Annotated in this window: 16 protein-coding genes; 5 read left to right on the plus strand and 11 right to left on the minus strand. The window is 70.3% G+C overall.

All coding sequences use genetic code 11. The features are described 5' to 3' along the window. Positions 1-44 precede the first annotated feature (44 nt). From ACFSVL_RS23685 to ACFSVL_RS23715, 7 genes are all read right to left on the minus strand, one after another. On the minus strand, positions 45-1217 hold the full coding sequence (locus ACFSVL_RS23685; protein WP_378307634.1) for a L,D-transpeptidase: 1173 nt from the start codon (positions 1215-1217) through the stop codon (positions 45-47). A gap of 49 nt (positions 1218-1266) precedes the next feature. Beyond that, a complete protein-coding gene (locus ACFSVL_RS23690; RefSeq protein ID WP_378307636.1) occupies positions 1267-2187 on the minus strand; it encodes a M56 family metallopeptidase in 921 nt (306 codons plus the stop codon). Continuing rightward, positions 2184-2531, minus strand: coding sequence for a BlaI/MecI/CopY family transcriptional regulator (locus ACFSVL_RS23695; RefSeq protein WP_378307638.1), 348 nt, complete (start codon positions 2529-2531; stop codon positions 2184-2186). The genes ACFSVL_RS23690 and ACFSVL_RS23695 overlap by 4 nt, the downstream gene beginning before the upstream one ends. Positions 2532-2600: 69 nt before the next feature. Further along, positions 2601-3548 (minus strand): cation diffusion facilitator family transporter, encoded by a 948-nt coding sequence (locus ACFSVL_RS23700; RefSeq protein ID WP_378307640.1) that lies wholly within the window; start codon positions 3546-3548, stop codon positions 2601-2603. Between the two features lie 74 nt (positions 3549-3622). After that, on the minus strand, positions 3623-4234 hold the full coding sequence (locus ACFSVL_RS23705; RefSeq protein ID WP_378307642.1) for a M23 family metallopeptidase: 612 nt from the start codon (positions 4232-4234) through the stop codon (positions 3623-3625). Between the two features lie 45 nt (positions 4235-4279). Next, positions 4280-5020: an SDR family NAD(P)-dependent oxidoreductase gene (locus ACFSVL_RS23710; RefSeq protein WP_378307644.1), complete on the minus strand. Its 741-nt coding sequence runs from the start codon at positions 5018-5020 to the stop codon at positions 4280-4282. Between the two features lie 25 nt (positions 5021-5045). Further along, the gene (locus ACFSVL_RS23715; protein ID WP_378307646.1) at positions 5046-5792 is read right to left on the minus strand and encodes an SDR family NAD(P)-dependent oxidoreductase; all 747 of its coding nucleotides are present in this window, start codon (positions 5790-5792) and stop codon (positions 5046-5048) included. 78 nt (positions 5793-5870) lie between these two features. Between ACFSVL_RS23715 and ACFSVL_RS23720 the strand changes: the two genes are divergently transcribed. Further along, the gene (locus ACFSVL_RS23720; protein ID WP_378307648.1) at positions 5871-6674 is read left to right on the plus strand and encodes a helix-turn-helix transcriptional regulator; all 804 of its coding nucleotides are present in this window, start codon (positions 5871-5873) and stop codon (positions 6672-6674) included. 271 nt (positions 6675-6945) lie between these two features. Here ACFSVL_RS23720 and ACFSVL_RS23725 read toward each other — a convergent pair whose 3' ends face one another. Next, the gene (locus ACFSVL_RS23725; RefSeq protein WP_378307650.1) at positions 6946-7623 is read right to left on the minus strand and encodes a LysM peptidoglycan-binding domain-containing protein; all 678 of its coding nucleotides are present in this window, start codon (positions 7621-7623) and stop codon (positions 6946-6948) included. 1362 nt (positions 7624-8985) lie between these two features. Between ACFSVL_RS23725 and ACFSVL_RS23730 the strand changes: the two genes are divergently transcribed. Then, positions 8986-10350 carry an aspartate aminotransferase family protein gene (locus ACFSVL_RS23730; protein ID WP_378307652.1) on the plus strand — a complete coding sequence of 455 codons (1365 nt, stop codon included), beginning with the start codon at positions 8986-8988 and terminating at the stop codon, positions 10348-10350. 52 nt (positions 10351-10402) lie between these two features. Here ACFSVL_RS23730 and ACFSVL_RS23735 read toward each other — a convergent pair whose 3' ends face one another. Beyond that, positions 10403-11482 (minus strand): YeiH family protein, encoded by a 1080-nt coding sequence (locus ACFSVL_RS23735; protein ID WP_378307654.1) that lies wholly within the window; start codon positions 11480-11482, stop codon positions 10403-10405. After that, on the minus strand, positions 11479-11610 hold the full coding sequence (locus ACFSVL_RS23740; RefSeq protein WP_378307656.1) for a hypothetical protein: 132 nt from the start codon (positions 11608-11610) through the stop codon (positions 11479-11481). Before ACFSVL_RS23740 ends, ACFSVL_RS23735 begins: the two co-directional genes overlap by 4 nt. A gap of 180 nt (positions 11611-11790) precedes the next feature. On the opposite strand from ACFSVL_RS23740, the gene ACFSVL_RS23745 reads away from it, so the two are divergent. The 3 genes from ACFSVL_RS23745 to ACFSVL_RS23755 are packed head-to-tail and all read left to right on the plus strand — an operon-like array spanning position 11791 to position 15052. Further along, a complete protein-coding gene (locus tag ACFSVL_RS23745; protein ID WP_378307657.1) occupies positions 11791-12747 on the plus strand; it encodes an LLM class flavin-dependent oxidoreductase in 957 nt (318 codons plus the stop codon). After that, complete coding sequence (locus tag ACFSVL_RS23750; RefSeq protein WP_378307659.1) at positions 12744-14009, plus strand: LLM class flavin-dependent oxidoreductase; 1266 nt, start codon at positions 12744-12746, stop codon at positions 14007-14009. The genes ACFSVL_RS23745 and ACFSVL_RS23750 overlap by 4 nt, the downstream gene beginning before the upstream one ends. Beyond that, positions 14006-15052, plus strand: a complete 1047-nt coding sequence (locus ACFSVL_RS23755) for an LLM class flavin-dependent oxidoreductase (protein ID WP_378307661.1) — start codon at positions 14006-14008, stop codon at positions 15050-15052. Before ACFSVL_RS23750 ends, ACFSVL_RS23755 begins: the two co-directional genes overlap by 4 nt. Here ACFSVL_RS23755 and ACFSVL_RS23760 read toward each other — a convergent pair. Further along, positions 15049-15834: an IclR family transcriptional regulator gene (locus ACFSVL_RS23760; protein WP_378307663.1), complete on the minus strand. Its 786-nt coding sequence runs from the start codon at positions 15832-15834 to the stop codon at positions 15049-15051. The two genes, ACFSVL_RS23755 and ACFSVL_RS23760, sit on opposite strands and share 4 nt — an antisense overlap. Positions 15835-15850 lie beyond the last annotated feature (16 nt).

Consider the following 15850-nt stretch of genomic DNA (forward strand, 5'->3'; position numbering starts at 1 on the left):
CACGGGCGGCGCACCCGGCATCCCCGGTGCGCCGTCTCCCGGGATCAGGCCTTCTTCTGCCAGTCTTCCCAGCTGAAGCGCCAGTCGGTCCAGCCGTCGCCGGGCTTGAGATCCGCGCCGGTGTCGGTCACCGTGACGATGTCCCCGCGATGGGAGTTCTCGTAGAACCATTTCGCGTTGTCGACGCTGACGTTGAGGCAGCCGTGCGAGGTGTTGGAATGCCCCTGCTGCCGCACCGACCACGGCGCGGAGTGCAGGAACTGGCCCGAGTTGGTGAGCCGCAGCGCGTACTTGACCGTGGTGCGGTAGCCGCCGGGCGCGTCGGTGGGCACGCCGTACGTGCTGGAGTCCATTGTGTACGGCGACTGCACGGTCATGATCAGCATGGTGCCCGAAACGCTGCGCGCCGACGGTTTGCCGAGGCTCACCGGGGAGGTCAGGACGAGCTTGCCGTCCTTGTACGTCCGCATCTGCTTCTCGTGGTCGGACACCTTCGAGATGATCGACGGACCGGTCTTGAAGGAGATCTTGCGGTCGGCCTTGCCGAACACCCCGTTGCCGAGCGAGCGGCCGGCGATCTTGATGTCGAGGGTGATCGAGGAGTACGCGGGCCAGTATTCCTTGGTGCGGTAGTGCACCTCGTCGTCGCCGAACCAGCGCCACGCCCCGGTGGCCGGCTTGTCGGAGGTGACGGTGAGCATCTTCTCGGCCGCCGCCTTGTCCGAGACCGGCGCGGAGAACTTGATCGTGATCGGCATGCCGACGCCGGTGGTCTCGCCGTCGAGCGGGATGACCGACGGATACGCCTGCGCCCGGGCGGTCGCGGTGGTGAAGGTGCTGGTGCGGGTCACCGGCTTGCCGTCCGCGCCGGCCGAACGCGCGGTCATCGTGTACTTCGTGCCGTACTCCAGCGGTTTGGTGGAGTTCCAGCGCTGCTTCGCGGGGTCCATCTCGCCGGGGACCGCGGCGCCGTCCGAGGCCGCGAGGGTGACCTCGCTGAGAGTGGATCCTCCGGCGACCGCGGTGACCGGTTCGCCGGGCGCGACGTCGGTGGCGCCGTCCTTCGGTCCTAAGTCGAGGGTGGCGGGCACGGGCGCGACGCTGCTCTTCTGCTCGGTGCCGGCGGCCGGGCCGGGGTCCGATGCGGCCGTGCACCCCGTCGTCAGCACCAGCCCGGCGAGGACACCCGCGATGATCTGCGTTTTTCGGCCCAGCACCTGATCAACCCCCGTTCGCGCGTACTACCGGACATAGTAGTCATAGCGGTCAGGCGTGGAGCAGGGCGGGAGTAGCCGTCCAGGCCCCGGCGACCACGAGCGCGGCGGCGGTGCCGAGCGGAAGTACCGCCGAGGCAAGGAGAACGAGCACGCTGTCCCGGACGCGGAGCGCGCTTTTGTGACGACGGCCACTGCTCGCGAGGTGCCCCAGCCGCAAGGCGACGGCCTTGGACCGCACCGGATGCATCCGGTCGAGCGCCGCGCCGACGGTCGCCGGTCCGTGCCGTCGGCCCGCGGCGGCGTCCGCGCTCAATTCCACCGCGGCGGCAACGAATTCCGGCGACTGCCGGGCCAGCGGGACGAACGGCAGCGCCGCCGACACCGCGTGCGCGAACCCGACCAGCCGGTGGTGCCGTCCACGCAGATGGGACCGCTCGTGATCGACCACCGCGGCGAGTTCCGGCGCGGAAAGGTCCTTCGCGAGTCCTTCGGAAAGCACGACCAGATCGGGTTTTCCCGCGATGCTGTAGGCGAGTTTCTCCTCCAGCGGCAGCCACCACACTCCCGCGCGGCTGGCTTGGCACACGATCGACAGCTCCGCGAAATGCCGGTCGCGCAAGCGAAGCTGATGCCGGTACAGCCGCACCGAGGCCACCGCGAACGCCCCGGCCGCGCCCGCCACGAACAACGCGCCGGACACGCCGAGCACTTCGTCCAAATGCAACACTTCCTGGTGTCGCAAGGCATCGATCCGCAGCCGCGCGACAAGGTGCCGCGCCGCCTCGTGTCCCGGCCCGAACGCCGTCGCCACCGCACCGGCTCCGGCGGCGATCATGCTGCCCAGCAACAGAATCCACGCGCCGAACCGCAGCGGTCCGGGCATCCGGGCCCGCAACGCCCGGCGCAGCAGAGCCGGTCCGCAGAAACCCACCACGGCCACGGTCGCGACCAGTGCCGCGGAGACGATCACGAGCGCTTCCGCAGCCCGCGCCGCAACGCCGCCCGCTCCCCCTCCGACGCCGACTGCGCGAAATGCAGCAGCACGCCCTCGGGATCGCCGACGTCGGCGAGCAGACTCCGCATCGCGCGCGCCGCGGCTTCCTCCCGCGACCACACCGGCGTGTAGCAGTAGGCGCGGCCGTGCTTTTCACGTTCCACCCAGCCCTTGCCGTGCAAGTGATCCAGCACGGTGAGGACGGTCGTGTAGGCCAAGTCCCGGTTCAGCTCCTCCAGCACCTCGCGGACCGTGCGCGCTTCGCCCGCGCGCCACAAGACGTCCATCGCCGCCGATTCAAGCTCGCCCAGTCCCTGCACGCCCCGCATCCTAGGGCTCGGTCATCCAGCGTCGTCAGCGGTTGTTTCGGCTTCCGGCAGCTTGCCTGCTCAGGTTCCCGGCACCGGTCCGGTGAAGCGGTAGACCGGGCCGTGCGACCGTTCGCAATGCTCGGTCCGGTCCTCGTCCGCGTGATCCACCTGCAGGGTCGTGTGGTCGAGCCGGTGCCGGGACCGCATGATCTCCTCGATCCCGGCGCGCACCGCGTGGCAGTCGGCGGCGGGCCGCACCAGCACGTGCGCGGACAGCGCGGGCTCGCCCGAGGTGATCTGCCAGATGTGCAGGTCGTGCACCTGCACCACGTCCGGGACCGACGCCACCTGCTCCCCGACCGCCTCCGGGTCGATGCCCGCGGGCGCGGCCTCCAGGAAGATCCGGCCCGATTCGCGGACCAGCCCCCAGCCCGCCTTCGCCATCAGCGCCGCGACCACCAGCGCGGCGATCGCGTCCGCGCGGGCGAATCCGGTCCACCACACGATCGCGCCGGCCACCGCGGTCGCGATGAACGCGTAGAGGTCGTTGAGGATGTGCTGGAACGCGCCCTCGACGTTCAGGCTCGACCGGTTCGCCCGGCTGATGCACCAGCTCGCCGCGACGTTCACGGCGATCCCGGCCAGCGCGGTCACGAGCACCAGCGCGCCCTGGACTTCCGGCGGTTCGACGAGCCGGGTGACCGCCTCGTACAGGAACCACGCGGTCAGCAGCAGCAAGGTGATCCCGTTGGCCTGCGCGGACAGGATTTCCGCGCGTTTGAGGCCATAGGTGAACCCGCCCTTCGCCGGACGCGCGGCCAGCCGGATCGCGACCAGCGCGAGCACGATCGAGGCGGCGTCGGTCAGCATGTGGCCCGCGTCGGTGATCAACGCGAGCGACCCGGCGATCAGGCCGACGACCAGTTCGACGGCCATGAACCCGACGATCAGCACCAGCGCCCGCACCAGCCACTTGCGATCCGCGCCCGCCGTTACTCCGTGCCCGTGCCCGTGCTGCTCGCCCATCGAACCCCCTACCAGGATATATAGTGAAACGTGCATGCATTGTCTCGCATGCGTCGCCCGCCGTCCACCCTGGGTCACCCGCCCGGTTCGATCCGCACCCCGAGCCTCCGCAGCCAGCGCAGCGGATCGGTCTTGCGCTCCCCCGCCGCCCAGACCTCGAAGTGCAGATGCGGCCCCGTCGACTGCCCGCGGTTGCCCACCTCGGCGATCACCTGCCCCGCCGCGACCCGCTGCCCGGCGGCGACCGAGTAACGGTTGAGGTGGCCGTACACCGTGACGGTCCCGTCCTCGTGCCGGACCCGGACCCACAGCCCGAACCCGCTCGCCGGTCCGGCTTCGAGCACGGTTCCGGCGAGCGGCGTCCGGACCGGGGTGCCGATCGCGTTCGCGACATCCAGGCCGTAATGCGTGGTGCCCCAACGGGCCCCGTAGTTCGAGGTGATCACGCCGTTCGTCGGTGCGTAGGCGCGGGCTTTTTCGCGCGCTTTCCGGTTGTCACGCACCTTGGCCGCGGACTTCAGCAGCGCCAGCTCTGCCTCCGGCGGGCGCGCCGCTGTCGGGAGAACGTCGTGCCCGGTAACGGCTGGCCGCTCGGGCACTCGCTCCGCAGCCGCGGCGAGCGCCGCCCCGCCCGCGAACCCGGCCAGGACGAGCCCGGCCCGGATCCTTCCGCGGGCGCCCGTCATCGTGCTCCTTTCATCTACTACTTCGGATAGTAGATGAGCCCGGTGTCAGTACGCGGTGAGGCCGCCGTCCACGACCAGTTCGGTCCCGGTGACGAACGAGGATTCGTCGCTGGCCAGGAAAAGCATCGCCTGCGCGACCTCCGCCGGGCGGCCCGCGCGGCGCATCGGCGTGCGGACGATGTCGGGCTGCCGGTCGCCTTGCTCGTCGAGCAGGTCCTGGATCATCGGCGTGGCGATGACGCCCGGATGCACCGAATTGACCCGGACGCCACGGGTCGCGTACTCGACCGCGGCGGTTTTGGTCAGCAACCGCACCGCGCCTTTGGACGCCTGGTACGCGGCCGCCGCGCCGCTGCCGACCAGGCCCAGCACCGAGGAAGTGTTGACGACCGATCCGTTTCCGGAGGCGCGCAGCAGCGGCATCGCGGTCTTCATCCCGAGCCAGGTCCCGGTCTGGTTGACCGCGATCACCCGGTCCCAGGCGTCCTTTCCGGTTTCCTCGATCCCCGGCCAGTCCACGATTCCCGCGATATTGACCAGAACGTCGAGGCGACCGAAACGCTGCCGGGTCCGCTCGACGATTTCGCGCCAATTCTCCGGCGAGGAAACGTCCAGCCGATCGGCCAGCACCTCCGTTCCCAACCGTTCGGCGAGCTTCTCCACCGCTGCTTGATCAACGTCGGTTATTACCAGCCTCGCACCCTCGCTCGCGAACAGTTCCGCCGTGGCCTGCCCGATGCCACCGGTCGCCCCGGTCAGCAACGCGACCTTTCCGTCGAGCCTCATGCCTTTCCTTTCCTTTCCTCGAGAATCATGCCGCGGTATATCCACCGTCGGCAGCGACGACCGCTCCCGTGATGAACGCCGACTGGGGCGAGGCAAGAAACCCGATCACCTCGGCGATTTCCTCGGGCTGTGCGACCCTGCCCAGCGGATGGGCGTCGCCGAAGGACCGCAAATACGCCCGGCTGTCGGCCCGGAACGTATCGAGCAGATCGGTCTCGATCACCCCGGGCGCGACGACATTCGCGCGAATTCCGTGCGGACCGCCTTCCAGCGCGAGCACTTTGGTCAACTGCGCCAATGCTCCCTTTGACGCGCTGTAAGCCGCCGCTTCGGCAAGCCCGACCGTGCAAGCGAACGAGCCGACCGTCACGATCGCTCCCCCGCCGTTTTCCCGCATCACCCGGAATGCCTCCCGCGCATGCAGAAACGCGCCGCGAGCATTAATGGACATCAGCTCGTCCCAATCGGCCGCCGTAGTCTCGGTGACCGGCTTGTTCACCGAACGGCCCGCATTGGCGACCAGAATGTCGAACCCGCCGAACCGTTCCAGCGCGGCGGCCGCGGTCCGCACCGCGACATCCTCTTTGGACACATCCCCGACCAGCGCCGACACCCCGTCGAACCGGTCGGCAAGCTCCCCGACCTGGGGCCGGACGTCCGTGGCCAGCACCCGCGCGCCACGAGCGTGCAGCCACTCGACCGTCGCCGCACCGACCCCGCGCGCCGCCCCCGTGACCACGGCGACCTTCCCCGCCAGCATCTCCTCCGTCATGCCCGCCAGTCTCATCGGCGGCGGACCTCGTTGACAGGACGTGTCACACCCACCCAGCCGCCGCCTACCCTGGACGGCATGGCCAGCACCGAACTGGGCGACTTCCTGCGCGCCCGCCGCGCACAACGGTCCCCGGAAGACGCCGGCGTGCACTACTCCGGCCGGCGCAAGGTCCCCGGCCTGCGCCGTGAGGAAGTCGCCGTGCTGGCCGGGGTGAATGTCGACTACTACACCCGCCTGGAACAAGGCCGCGAAACCCGGCCGTCGGGACAGGTGCTCGACGCGCTGTGCCGCGCACTGGACCTGGACCTAGACGCCCGCGCCCACCTGTACCGCCTCGCCGGAGTGGTCTGGCAGAGCGCTCCGGCGCCCCAGACCGTGAGCCCCGAACTGCGCCAACTCATGGACACCTACTCGCAGTCCCCAGCGTTCGTGCTCAACCGGATCCTGGACATCCTGGCGACAAACACCCTCGCCGATGCATTGTTCTCCCCGTTCGAGTCCGCGGACAACCTCGCGCGGATGACGTTCCTCGACCCGGCGGGGCGGCAGTTCTACGCCCGTTGGGACTGGACCGCACAGGCGACCGTGGCAAACCTGCGGTCCGCGGTAGATCCCGCGCTGCCGTCGCTGGTGGCGGAGCTGAGCGAGGGCAGTGCGGAGTTCCGGGCCTTGTGGGAGACGCATCAGGTGCGGGGGAAGACTCGCGAGCCGAAGCAGCTCGTACATCCCGCGGTTGGGCCGCTGACGCTGACGTATCAGGCGTTCGACGTGCGGAGTGCGCCTGGGCAGCAGCTGATCGTCTATCTGGCTGAGCCGGGCAGTGCTAGTGCTGATGCGCTTTCGTTGTTGAACAGTGTGCCGCTTCGGGTGCGCCGATAGGCGGCATTACGGCGAGCTGATCGGGCAGTTCGTCGACCGCTGCCGATGGATCGCGACGGCAGCCAAGGCTGACGTCTCCGCCCTTCCGGCAAGGCGTGCGGCGCGAACGGGCCCGTGTTCCCACGAAGCAGACCCGTCCGCACCGCACGCTGGCCGCCGGGTGCGCGCGGTGCCCGAGCGCACTTTCGCGCGCGTGCACCGGCGGCCGCCGGGCGCGGTCGCGTCGATCGGGGGAAAGCGACGCGGGCGCGGCCCGGGGCCCTCGGCGGGGTTACTTCGTGACGATCTTCTGCCCGGTCAGGATCAGGTTCGCGTCCGGGATGAACTTCTGGTTCAGCTGCTGCAGGTGCTGCCAGCCGCCTTCGACGTTGAGGTTCTTCGCGATTCCGGAGAGGGTGTCGCCGGCCGCGACGGTGTACGTGCCGTCCGGGTTCGACGCGGGGGCCGCGTGCTTCGGGCCGGACTTGACCTTCGCCTTCACCTTCACCTCGGACTTCGGCTTCGCGGCCACGGCCTCGACCTCCGCCGAGCCGCCGGAGGTGTCGCCGCCGAAGTTCGCGTACTTCGCCGGGCCGGAGCCGCCGCGGCACTGCCACGGGGCCGAACCCTGCTTCGCGTAGATGCGGTCCGCCACGATCTGCTGCTGCGCCGGCGTGGCCTTGTCGGCCGTCGGGGCGAACTGGCCGCCGCCGTTCGCGAGCCAGGTCTTCGTGACGATCTGGAACAGGCCCGCCGGGCGGCCCGCGCGCTGGCCCGCCGCGGTGTTGTTCACGGCCGTCGGGTTGCCGCTGCTCTCGCACTTGACGATGCCGGCCTGCCCCGGGAAGGCGTTGGCCGTGCCCGCCCCGGCGAGGCCGATGCCGCCGAGGGTGGCGCCCGCGAGAGCCGCGGTCGCGCCGGTGCGCTGGAGAACAGATTTCGTCTTGCTGGGTTTGCTGTGCCGTCCCACGGTAGGTGGGCTCCTTCGCTGTCACACCACGGCACCGTCCCCGCCGCCTTCTTCAGGCAGCGAGCCGCGACGGTGCGCGGCGGCTCCGGGTCGCTGATCCTCGGGGTAGATCGCAGGTCACCGCAAAAGCGCGAGAAGATTACGAAACGGAAACAGCGGGTGTACAGAGGCAGTGGGATGGGCCACAGATCGCCCCGGCGCGTAGCAAGAGGGCGACGGTGTGTCATGCCCGCAGTGCACTATCCGGTTAATTATTCACCGCTCTACAGCAGGCATTTTCCTCGCTAGAGCAACGTAGAACTGTCTCAAACATCGAACGTTGGCAACTTTCGTACAGTCAACATTGTCAGCCATAAGCATCCCGAGGCGCTGTTACGGCCGGAAAAAACCTCGATCCGCGGGCCCGCGTTCACGACGCACTACGTCATCCGGGTCCGGCGGCACGCGTCCCGCCGGACCAGACCCCTTCCCCCGGCTCGACCGCGGGCGAACAGCGGCCGCGATGGTCTGAACCAGTGGCCGACCGGTCTGAACCATCGGCTTGGTCTGGACCACCCGGCCGACCCGCCGCCGCCGATACCGCAGCCCGCCGCCCGCCCGTCGCGGAAACAGCGGCCCAGCCGGGTCCCGGCGGCGAAATCAGCGCCCCGGCCACGACCGTCGTGCATTTCTCCGTTTCGTCATATCCCGAACCCCTTTCGCCCCCGGCCGGAAAATGTCCCACGATGCGGTCTTCGTCCCCGGATTCACACCGCGGAAACGGAACGTGAATATTCACGTTCCGTTTCCCTTTTCCGCGAACACCGTCGCGCATTCAGTCGTTCAGCCCAGTGCGGCGAACTCCGTGAAATCGTTGTCTTCACTCGCCTGGCGCATTGCCTTGCCTTACCCCGGACGATTCTTTTCGGACCGGAGCCAAGCCCGGCGGGCACCCGGCGGACACCCCGTTCGACCGTAACCGCCTGCGCTACGCTGTGCCCCGCGGTATTTCAGCGAGGTCGACCGAGGGAGGGCTGCGCCCCGCGCGGCCCTCCCTCGGTCTGCCCGAGAACAAACAGTTCCCGGCCGCCGCGAGCCGTTTTCCGGCGGCTCGCGAATCCCTGCGGAAAACGAGGAGGAGTGCATGACGGACTCGACGCCGGACGCGCCGCCCGACGCCGGCGGAACGCATCCGCGAACGCGCGAGCGTCCGGCCCGTCCCCGGGCCGGAAACACAATACCGCCGCACCCGGGCGAACGGCCGCCCCGGTTATTCGGGGAGAAACGCGCCGGGCGGAATGTCTTTGTCCACTGTGGAGGGACGACGGCAGCCGAGCACCGGGGCGGCCGCCCCGCCACCACTGTCAGGGGAGAACAGGCCAGATGACGACCCTCGAGCACCCCACGCCGCTCACCGGCCCCGCCGTGTACTGCGACCTGCCCGGCCCGCGCTCGGCCGAGTACCTCGCCCGGCAGGACCGCCGGGAGCCGAACGCCCGCGGCGGCCCCCGGCGGCTGCCGATCGCGATCACCGAGGGCTCCGGCAGCTTCGTGCGCGACGCCGACGGCAACGTGTTCATCGATTTCCTCGCCGGGGCGGGGGTGCTGTCCCTCGGGCACAACCATCCCGAACTGGTCGCGGCGATGACCGCGCAGCTGAGCAAGCTGACCCACGCGCTCGACTTCCCGACCCCGGTCAAGGACGAGTTCTCCGAGGCCCAGCTCGCGATGCTGCCCCCGGCGCTGCGCTCGCGGATGAAACTGCACTTCTGCGGGCCGGCCGGGACGAACGCGGTCGAAGCCGCGCTGAAGCTGTGCAAGACCGCGACCGGGCGCGGCGGCGTCGTGGCGTTCCAGGGCCGGTTCCACGGCGGCACGCCCGCCGCGCTGAGCTTGTCCGGGCTGGCCGGACGGCAGCGCCCGGTCTCCAGCGGCACGCAGTACTTCCCGTACACCTCCTGCCACCGCTGCCCGGTCGGGCTCGATCCGGACACCTGCGCGGCGAGCTGCTCAGAGCTGCTCGAACGCTCGCTGCACGACCCCGACGGCGGCGTCCCGCTGCCCGCGGCGGTGGTGCTCGAACTCGTGCAGGGCGAGGGCGGCGTGGTCCCGGCAAGGGCGGAATTCGTGCACCGGGTGCGCGAGCTGACCCGGGAGCTGGAGATCCCGCTGATCGTCGACGAACTGCAGACCGGCTGCGGCCGGACCGGGACCTGGTTCGCCTTCGAGCGCTACGGCATCGAACCCGACGTGATCGTCGCGTCCCAGGCGCTCAGCGGAATCGGTTCGCCGGTCTCGCTGATCATCTACGACGAGCGGCTCGACAACTGGGCTCCCCGCGCGCACACCGGCGCCTTCCGCGGCAACCAGCTCGCCTTCGCCGCGGGCGCGCGGGCGATCGAGGTCGTCAACCGCGACAGCGTGCTGGACAACGTCGTCGAGCGCGGGCACCAGCTCGAGGAGCTGCTTTCCCCGCTGGCCGGCCACCCGTGGGTGACCGACGTGCGCGGCACCGGCCTGATGTGGGGCATCGAGCTGACCGACCCGCGCACCGGTGCGCCGGCCTCGGAACTCGCGCTGGCCGTGCAGAACCACGCGCTGCGTCGCGGGCTCATCGTCGAATTGGGCGGGCGCGGCGACGGCGTGGTGCGGTTGCTTCCGCCCCTCAACGTCGCCGCGGAAGTCGTGCGCACGGCGGTCGGGATCCTGCTGGCCGCGCTCGACTCCGCGACCCGGGAAGCGCGCTGAGAATGACTGTGCCGCCGCCCGGGGTCTGGCGGCGGCACAGTCTCAGGCGGAGTCAGAAGCTGAACCACTGCGAGGTCAGCAGCACCAGCCCGAGCGAGCATCCCGCGACCACCACCAGCCCGAGCGCCGCCACGACCAGCGGCCGCAGCCCGCTGCGCGCCATCTGCCGGAGGTCGAAGTTCAGGCCGACCCCGGCGAAGCACAGCAGGAACGCCCACTTCGAGAGATTCCCGAGGTCGGCGACCTCCGCTTTGGTGAACACGTGCGCGGTGGCCAGTGCGGAAACCGCGATGAACCCCAGCACGAACTTCGGAAAGGTGCGCCACACGAAGCCGGCCCGGCCCTTCGCCCCGCTGGCGACCGCCTTGCCGCCGCGCGTGGACCAGTACGCCGCGTAGCCGAGGACCACGAGCCCGATCAGCGCGTTCCGCGTGCTCTTCACCGCGACCGCGACGTCCTGCGCGTGCGGGGAATACGCCGCGCCGGTCGCGGTCGTCTCAGCGGTGTTGTCCACCGCGAGTCCCGCCCACAGGCCGAATTCGGTGTCGGTCAGGTTCAGCGCGTGCCCGATCGCCGGGAAGGTGAACAGCGCGACCGCGCCCAGTGCGAGGATCGCGGCGATGGCGTATCCGGAGTCCTCGTCGTCGGCGTCGATCGAGCCGCGGCCGGCGATGATGGCCGACACCCCGCAGATCGACGTGCCGATCGCCAGCAGCGACGACAGTTTCCCGCCCAGTCCGAAAGCCTTGCCCACCAGCAGGATCACCGTGGTCGCGACGGCCATGTCGACCAGGATCAGGCCGAGGCTGAACCCGCCGAGCTTGGCGAGATCGCCCAGCACGAACCGCGCGCCGAGCAGCACGATGCCGGTCTTCAGCCAGAACTCGTAGGTGCCCACGCCGGGCCGGAACAGCGCCGGGATGCCGATCGTGTTGCGGATGACCAGTCCGAGGACGATCGCCCACAGCACGTACTCGATGTCCGGCAGCGCGGTCCCGGTCGCCTGTCCGAGGCTGCGCACTCCGTTCTGTGCCAGCGTTCCCACGATGCCCACCGCGGCGAGCAGCAGCAGTCCCGGCACGTACTTCACGACCGCGGGCGCCGCGCGGCGGCCCTCCACCGCGGCCGTCATTTGACCAGGAACGGGATCGTCGGCAGCACGCCGAACGCGGCCAGCGCCACCAGCACGGCCGCGACCAGCACCGCGGCCCAGTCGGCGCTGATCCGCCCAGCGCCCTTCGGCTTCGAATCGGAACTCATGACCGCAGGACTGTAGGCGGGCCGGCGCCGTCGTTCCCTGTCGTCCACCAGCTGGGACAGCCTCCTTTGTGGACACCGCCGGAACAACACCGCCCGGCCGCCCACATCCTGAGCAGCAGTGCGGCGGACCCCCGGCGGCGGCTACCTCTGGCACAAACGAATCGAGAGGGCCGTGCCCGCATGAGTTCACCGAAAACGTTGCACTTGGCCGTCGAACTCGACGGAGCGCATCCCGAAACCAGCCCGCCCGCGCTGGCGGCGGCGGTCGCCGACGCCGAACGAGCCGGGTTCGCCTTCGCCACCTTCGACGACGCACCCGTCCCGCCTGCCAGCGGATTCCGGGTCGACGCCACGGTCCGCGCGGCCTATTCCGCCGCCCAGACGTCCGGCATCGGCTTGGCCCCGACGTCGCACGTGCTGACCGCCGAACCGTTCCACCTCGCCGCCCAGCTGGCCAGCCTCGACCACGCCACGCACGGCCGCGCCGCCTGGATCGTGGGCACCGCCGCCACTCCCGCCGCGCTCGCGACGGTCGGCCGCGCGGCACCGGCGAACCTCCGCCAAGAGGTGGCCGACGTCGTCGAGGTGATCCGGCGGCTGTGGGATTCGTGGGAGGACGACGCGGTCATCACCGACCTCGCCACCGGCCGTTACCTGGATCCGGACAAGGTCCACCACGTGGACTTCACCGGGGAAACGTTCTCCGTCAAAGGCCCGTTGATCACCCCGCGCCCGCCCCAAGGCAGCCTCGTCGTACTCGCCGCGGAGGACTTCGCCGACGTCGTCCGGCCGGACATTGTCCTCACCGGCAATCTCCAGCACCGCAGGCAGGCCGCTCCCCTGGTGTTCGGGGAGCTGGAAGTCCGCTTCGATTCCGCCGCCCGGCCGCCGAGCGGCCGCACCCGCTACACCGGCGACCCCGCTGGCCTCGTCCCGTTCCTGGCACAGCTCGACCTCGACGGCGTACGCCTGCACCCGGCAGCAAAAGACCTGCCGCTGCTGAACCAGGAAGTGCTGCCCGAACTGCGCCGGCGCGGTCTGCTCACGCCACCGGAGCCGGGTGCGACGCTCCGCGCGACGCTGGGTCTTCCGCGTCCCGAGAACCGATTCGCCGTGTCGTCGAAGGGAATCGCATGACCGCGCAGCTGCACCTCGGAGTCTTCTACACCGGTGTCGGGCCGCAGTTCCTGTGGGACGACCCGTCGAACGCGGCACACACCGAGATCGAGACGTACGTGTCAGTGGCCCGCACGATGGAACGCGGGCTGTTCGACGCGTTCTTCCTCGGCGAGGGCCTGCGGGTCCGGGAGAACCGCGGCCGCGTGCACGCCCTCGACGTCGCCGGCCGCCCGGACGCCATCACGCAGCTGAGCGCGTTGGCCGGGGCCACCACGAAAATCGGCCTCGTCGCCACGCAGAACACCACCTACAACTACCCGGCCGACCTCGCCCGTCGCCTGGCCTCGCTCGACTACGTCTCCGGCGGACGGGCCGGCTGGAACATCGTCACCACCGACAATGCCTGGACCGGAGCCAACTTCCGGCACGGCGGCTGGCTGGCCCACGAACGCCGCTACGAACGCGCGACCCAGTTCGTCGAAGCAGCGAAAGCGCTGTGGGCCGGACCCGCCGAAGCGGACACCGACCTGGTGCGGCTGCGCGCCGAACCGACCGTCCCGCCGAGCCCGCAGGGCCGCCCCGTTTTGTTCCAGGCCGGCGACTCCCCCGGCGGCCGGGAGCTGGCCGCGCGGCACGCCGACGTCGTCTTCTCCGCGAACACCGCCTACGACAAAGCCGCCGCCTACGCCGCGGACCTGCGGGATCGCTTGGCCCGCCACGGCCGGTCGGCCGACGCGGTCCGCATTCTGCCCGGCGCGTCCGTAATCCTCGGCGACACGCCGTGCGACGCTGCCGAACGCGCCGAGGAGATCCGCCGGCGGCAGCTCAATCCGCAGCGCGCCATCGCCTTCCTCGAACAGTACTGGGGCCAGGACCTGTCCTCCTTCGACCCGCACGGGCCCTTGCCGGACATCGAACCGGCCGAAGGCGAGCTGGATCCGTCGCGCGGCACGATCTCCGTCGAGCACCGCACCGGCAAGCTCGAACGCATCCAGCAGTGGCGCGACCTCGCCGAGGCCAAAAAACTGTCGATCCACGAACTGGTGCTGGAGGTCGAACCGCGGCACCATGCGTTCGTCGGCACGCCGGGCCAGGTCGCCGACGAATGGGCCCGCTACGCGAAAGACCGGGTGGTCGACGGGTTCAACCTCACCCCGCACCTCGTGCCCGGAACGATCGACGAGGTCGTGGACCGGCTGGTGCCGGAACTGCAGGACCGCGGCGTGTACCGCACCGAATACACCGGCACCACGTTGCGCGAACACCTGGAGCTGCCGTGAGATTCCTCCTGATCACCCTCATCACGCACGCCCCCGACCCCGTCACCGGCGAACTCGCCGCCCCCGACGCGCGGCTCCGCGAGGTCATCGACAACGCCGAACTGGCCGAGGAGCTGGGCTTCGACGGCTACGGCGTCGGCGAACGGCACGAGCGGCCGTTCCTGTCGTCGTCCCCGCCCGTGGTGCTCAGCCACATCGCCGCCCGCACGCGCCGGATCCGGCTGTTCACCGCGGTCACCACGCTCAGCCTGCTCGACCCGGTGCGCGCGTTCGAGGACTACTCGATGCTGGACAACCTTTCTGGCGGCAGGCTCGAACTCATCATCGGCAAGGGCAACGGCTCCGCCCAGCGCGAGCTGTTCGACGTCACGCCCGAGGACCAGTGGGACCGCAACGCCGAGGGCTACGAACTGTTCCGCAAGCTGTGGCAGGCCGACCGGGTCACCTGGTCCGGCCGGTTCCGGCCGCCGCTGCACGCCGCCGAGGTGTGGCCGCGGCCGTTGCAGCAGCCGATCCGGATCTGGCACGGCAGCGCCACGAGCCGCGAATCCGTCGAACTCGCCGCGAAACACGGGGATCCGCTGTTCTCCGCCAACGTGACCAACCCGATCGAACCGTACGCCGAGCTGATCCGGCATTACCGGCAGCGCTGGGCCTTCCACGGCCGCGATCCCGCCGACGCGGTGGTCGGCGCGGGCACCGCCGGATTCCACCTGGCCAGCCGGTCACAGGACGCGCTGGAGGCGTACCGGCCGATCTTCGCGGCCCGGCTGGCGCTTCAGCGGAAACTCGGCCAGGAGGTGGTTTTCCCGACGCTGGAGGACTTCGTGGAACGCAGCTCCGCGTTGATCGGAAGCCCGGCGCAGGTCACTGAGAAGGTGCTGCGGTACCACGAGCAGTTCGGCCACCGCGTGACGCATCTGTCCGCGGACCGCGACGGCCGGACGCCGGAGGAACACCGTGCGGCGCTGGAGCTGTTTCAGGCCGAGGTGGCGCCGGCGTTGCGGCGGACGATACCCGGGCCGCCCTGGCCGTCGAACTAGTACCGCTGCCCCGGCTCCAGCAACAACACCGCCAACGCGTCGGCACATCGCTGCGCGCGCGAGAGGAACCACGGCAACCGGTCGTCCGTCAATGTGTCCGAAGTGGACCGAAGCGCCAGCGCCGCGTGCACGTGGCCGGAAGCACGCAATACCGGCACCGCGATCGTCCTTACGCCGAACGCTGATTCCCCGTCGTTCAGCGCGTAACCGGCCTCCCGGACGCGGTCCAGCTCCGCACGCAGATCGGCTACCGCAGTGATGGTGCGTGCCGTGTAGGCGGTCAGCGGCGGCAGTGCGTCCAGGTCGTCCTCCCCCGGCGGGGCCCACGCGAGCAGGACCTTGCCCAGCGCCGTCGAGTGCAGCGGGCGGCGCAGTCCGAGCCCGGCGGTGAGGGCGACACTCGTGCCGGCCAGGATCACCGCGTCGGAGCCGTTGCGGATGGCCAGGTCGGCGGTGGTGCCGGTGGCCTTGGCGACCTCGGCGAGTTCGTCCGCGGCGAGGTGGATTCCGCGCTGGTACAGGGAAAGCTGGCCGAGTTCGGCGACCGCGGGCCCGAGCTGGTAGCGCAGGCTGCCCTCGGCCAGCGCCAGGAAGCCGGTCGCGGCCAGCGTGCGGGCGATCCGGTGCGCGGTCGACACCGACAGGTTCATCCGCCGCGCCAGCTCGGACACGCCGAGGTCGCCCGGGTTGTCCCGGAAGCACTGCAGCATGCCCAGCGCCCGGGTGACGGCCTGCGCGCCCGCGGGCACGGCCTCGGCGGCGTTACCGGCTTTGCTCATCATGTGGCAAGTCTCGCAC

Origin of the sequence: Amycolatopsis silviterrae (assembly GCF_042684085.1) — a bacterium.
Taxonomy (GTDB): Bacteria; Actinomycetota; Actinomycetes; order Mycobacteriales; family Pseudonocardiaceae; genus Amycolatopsis; species Amycolatopsis silviterrae.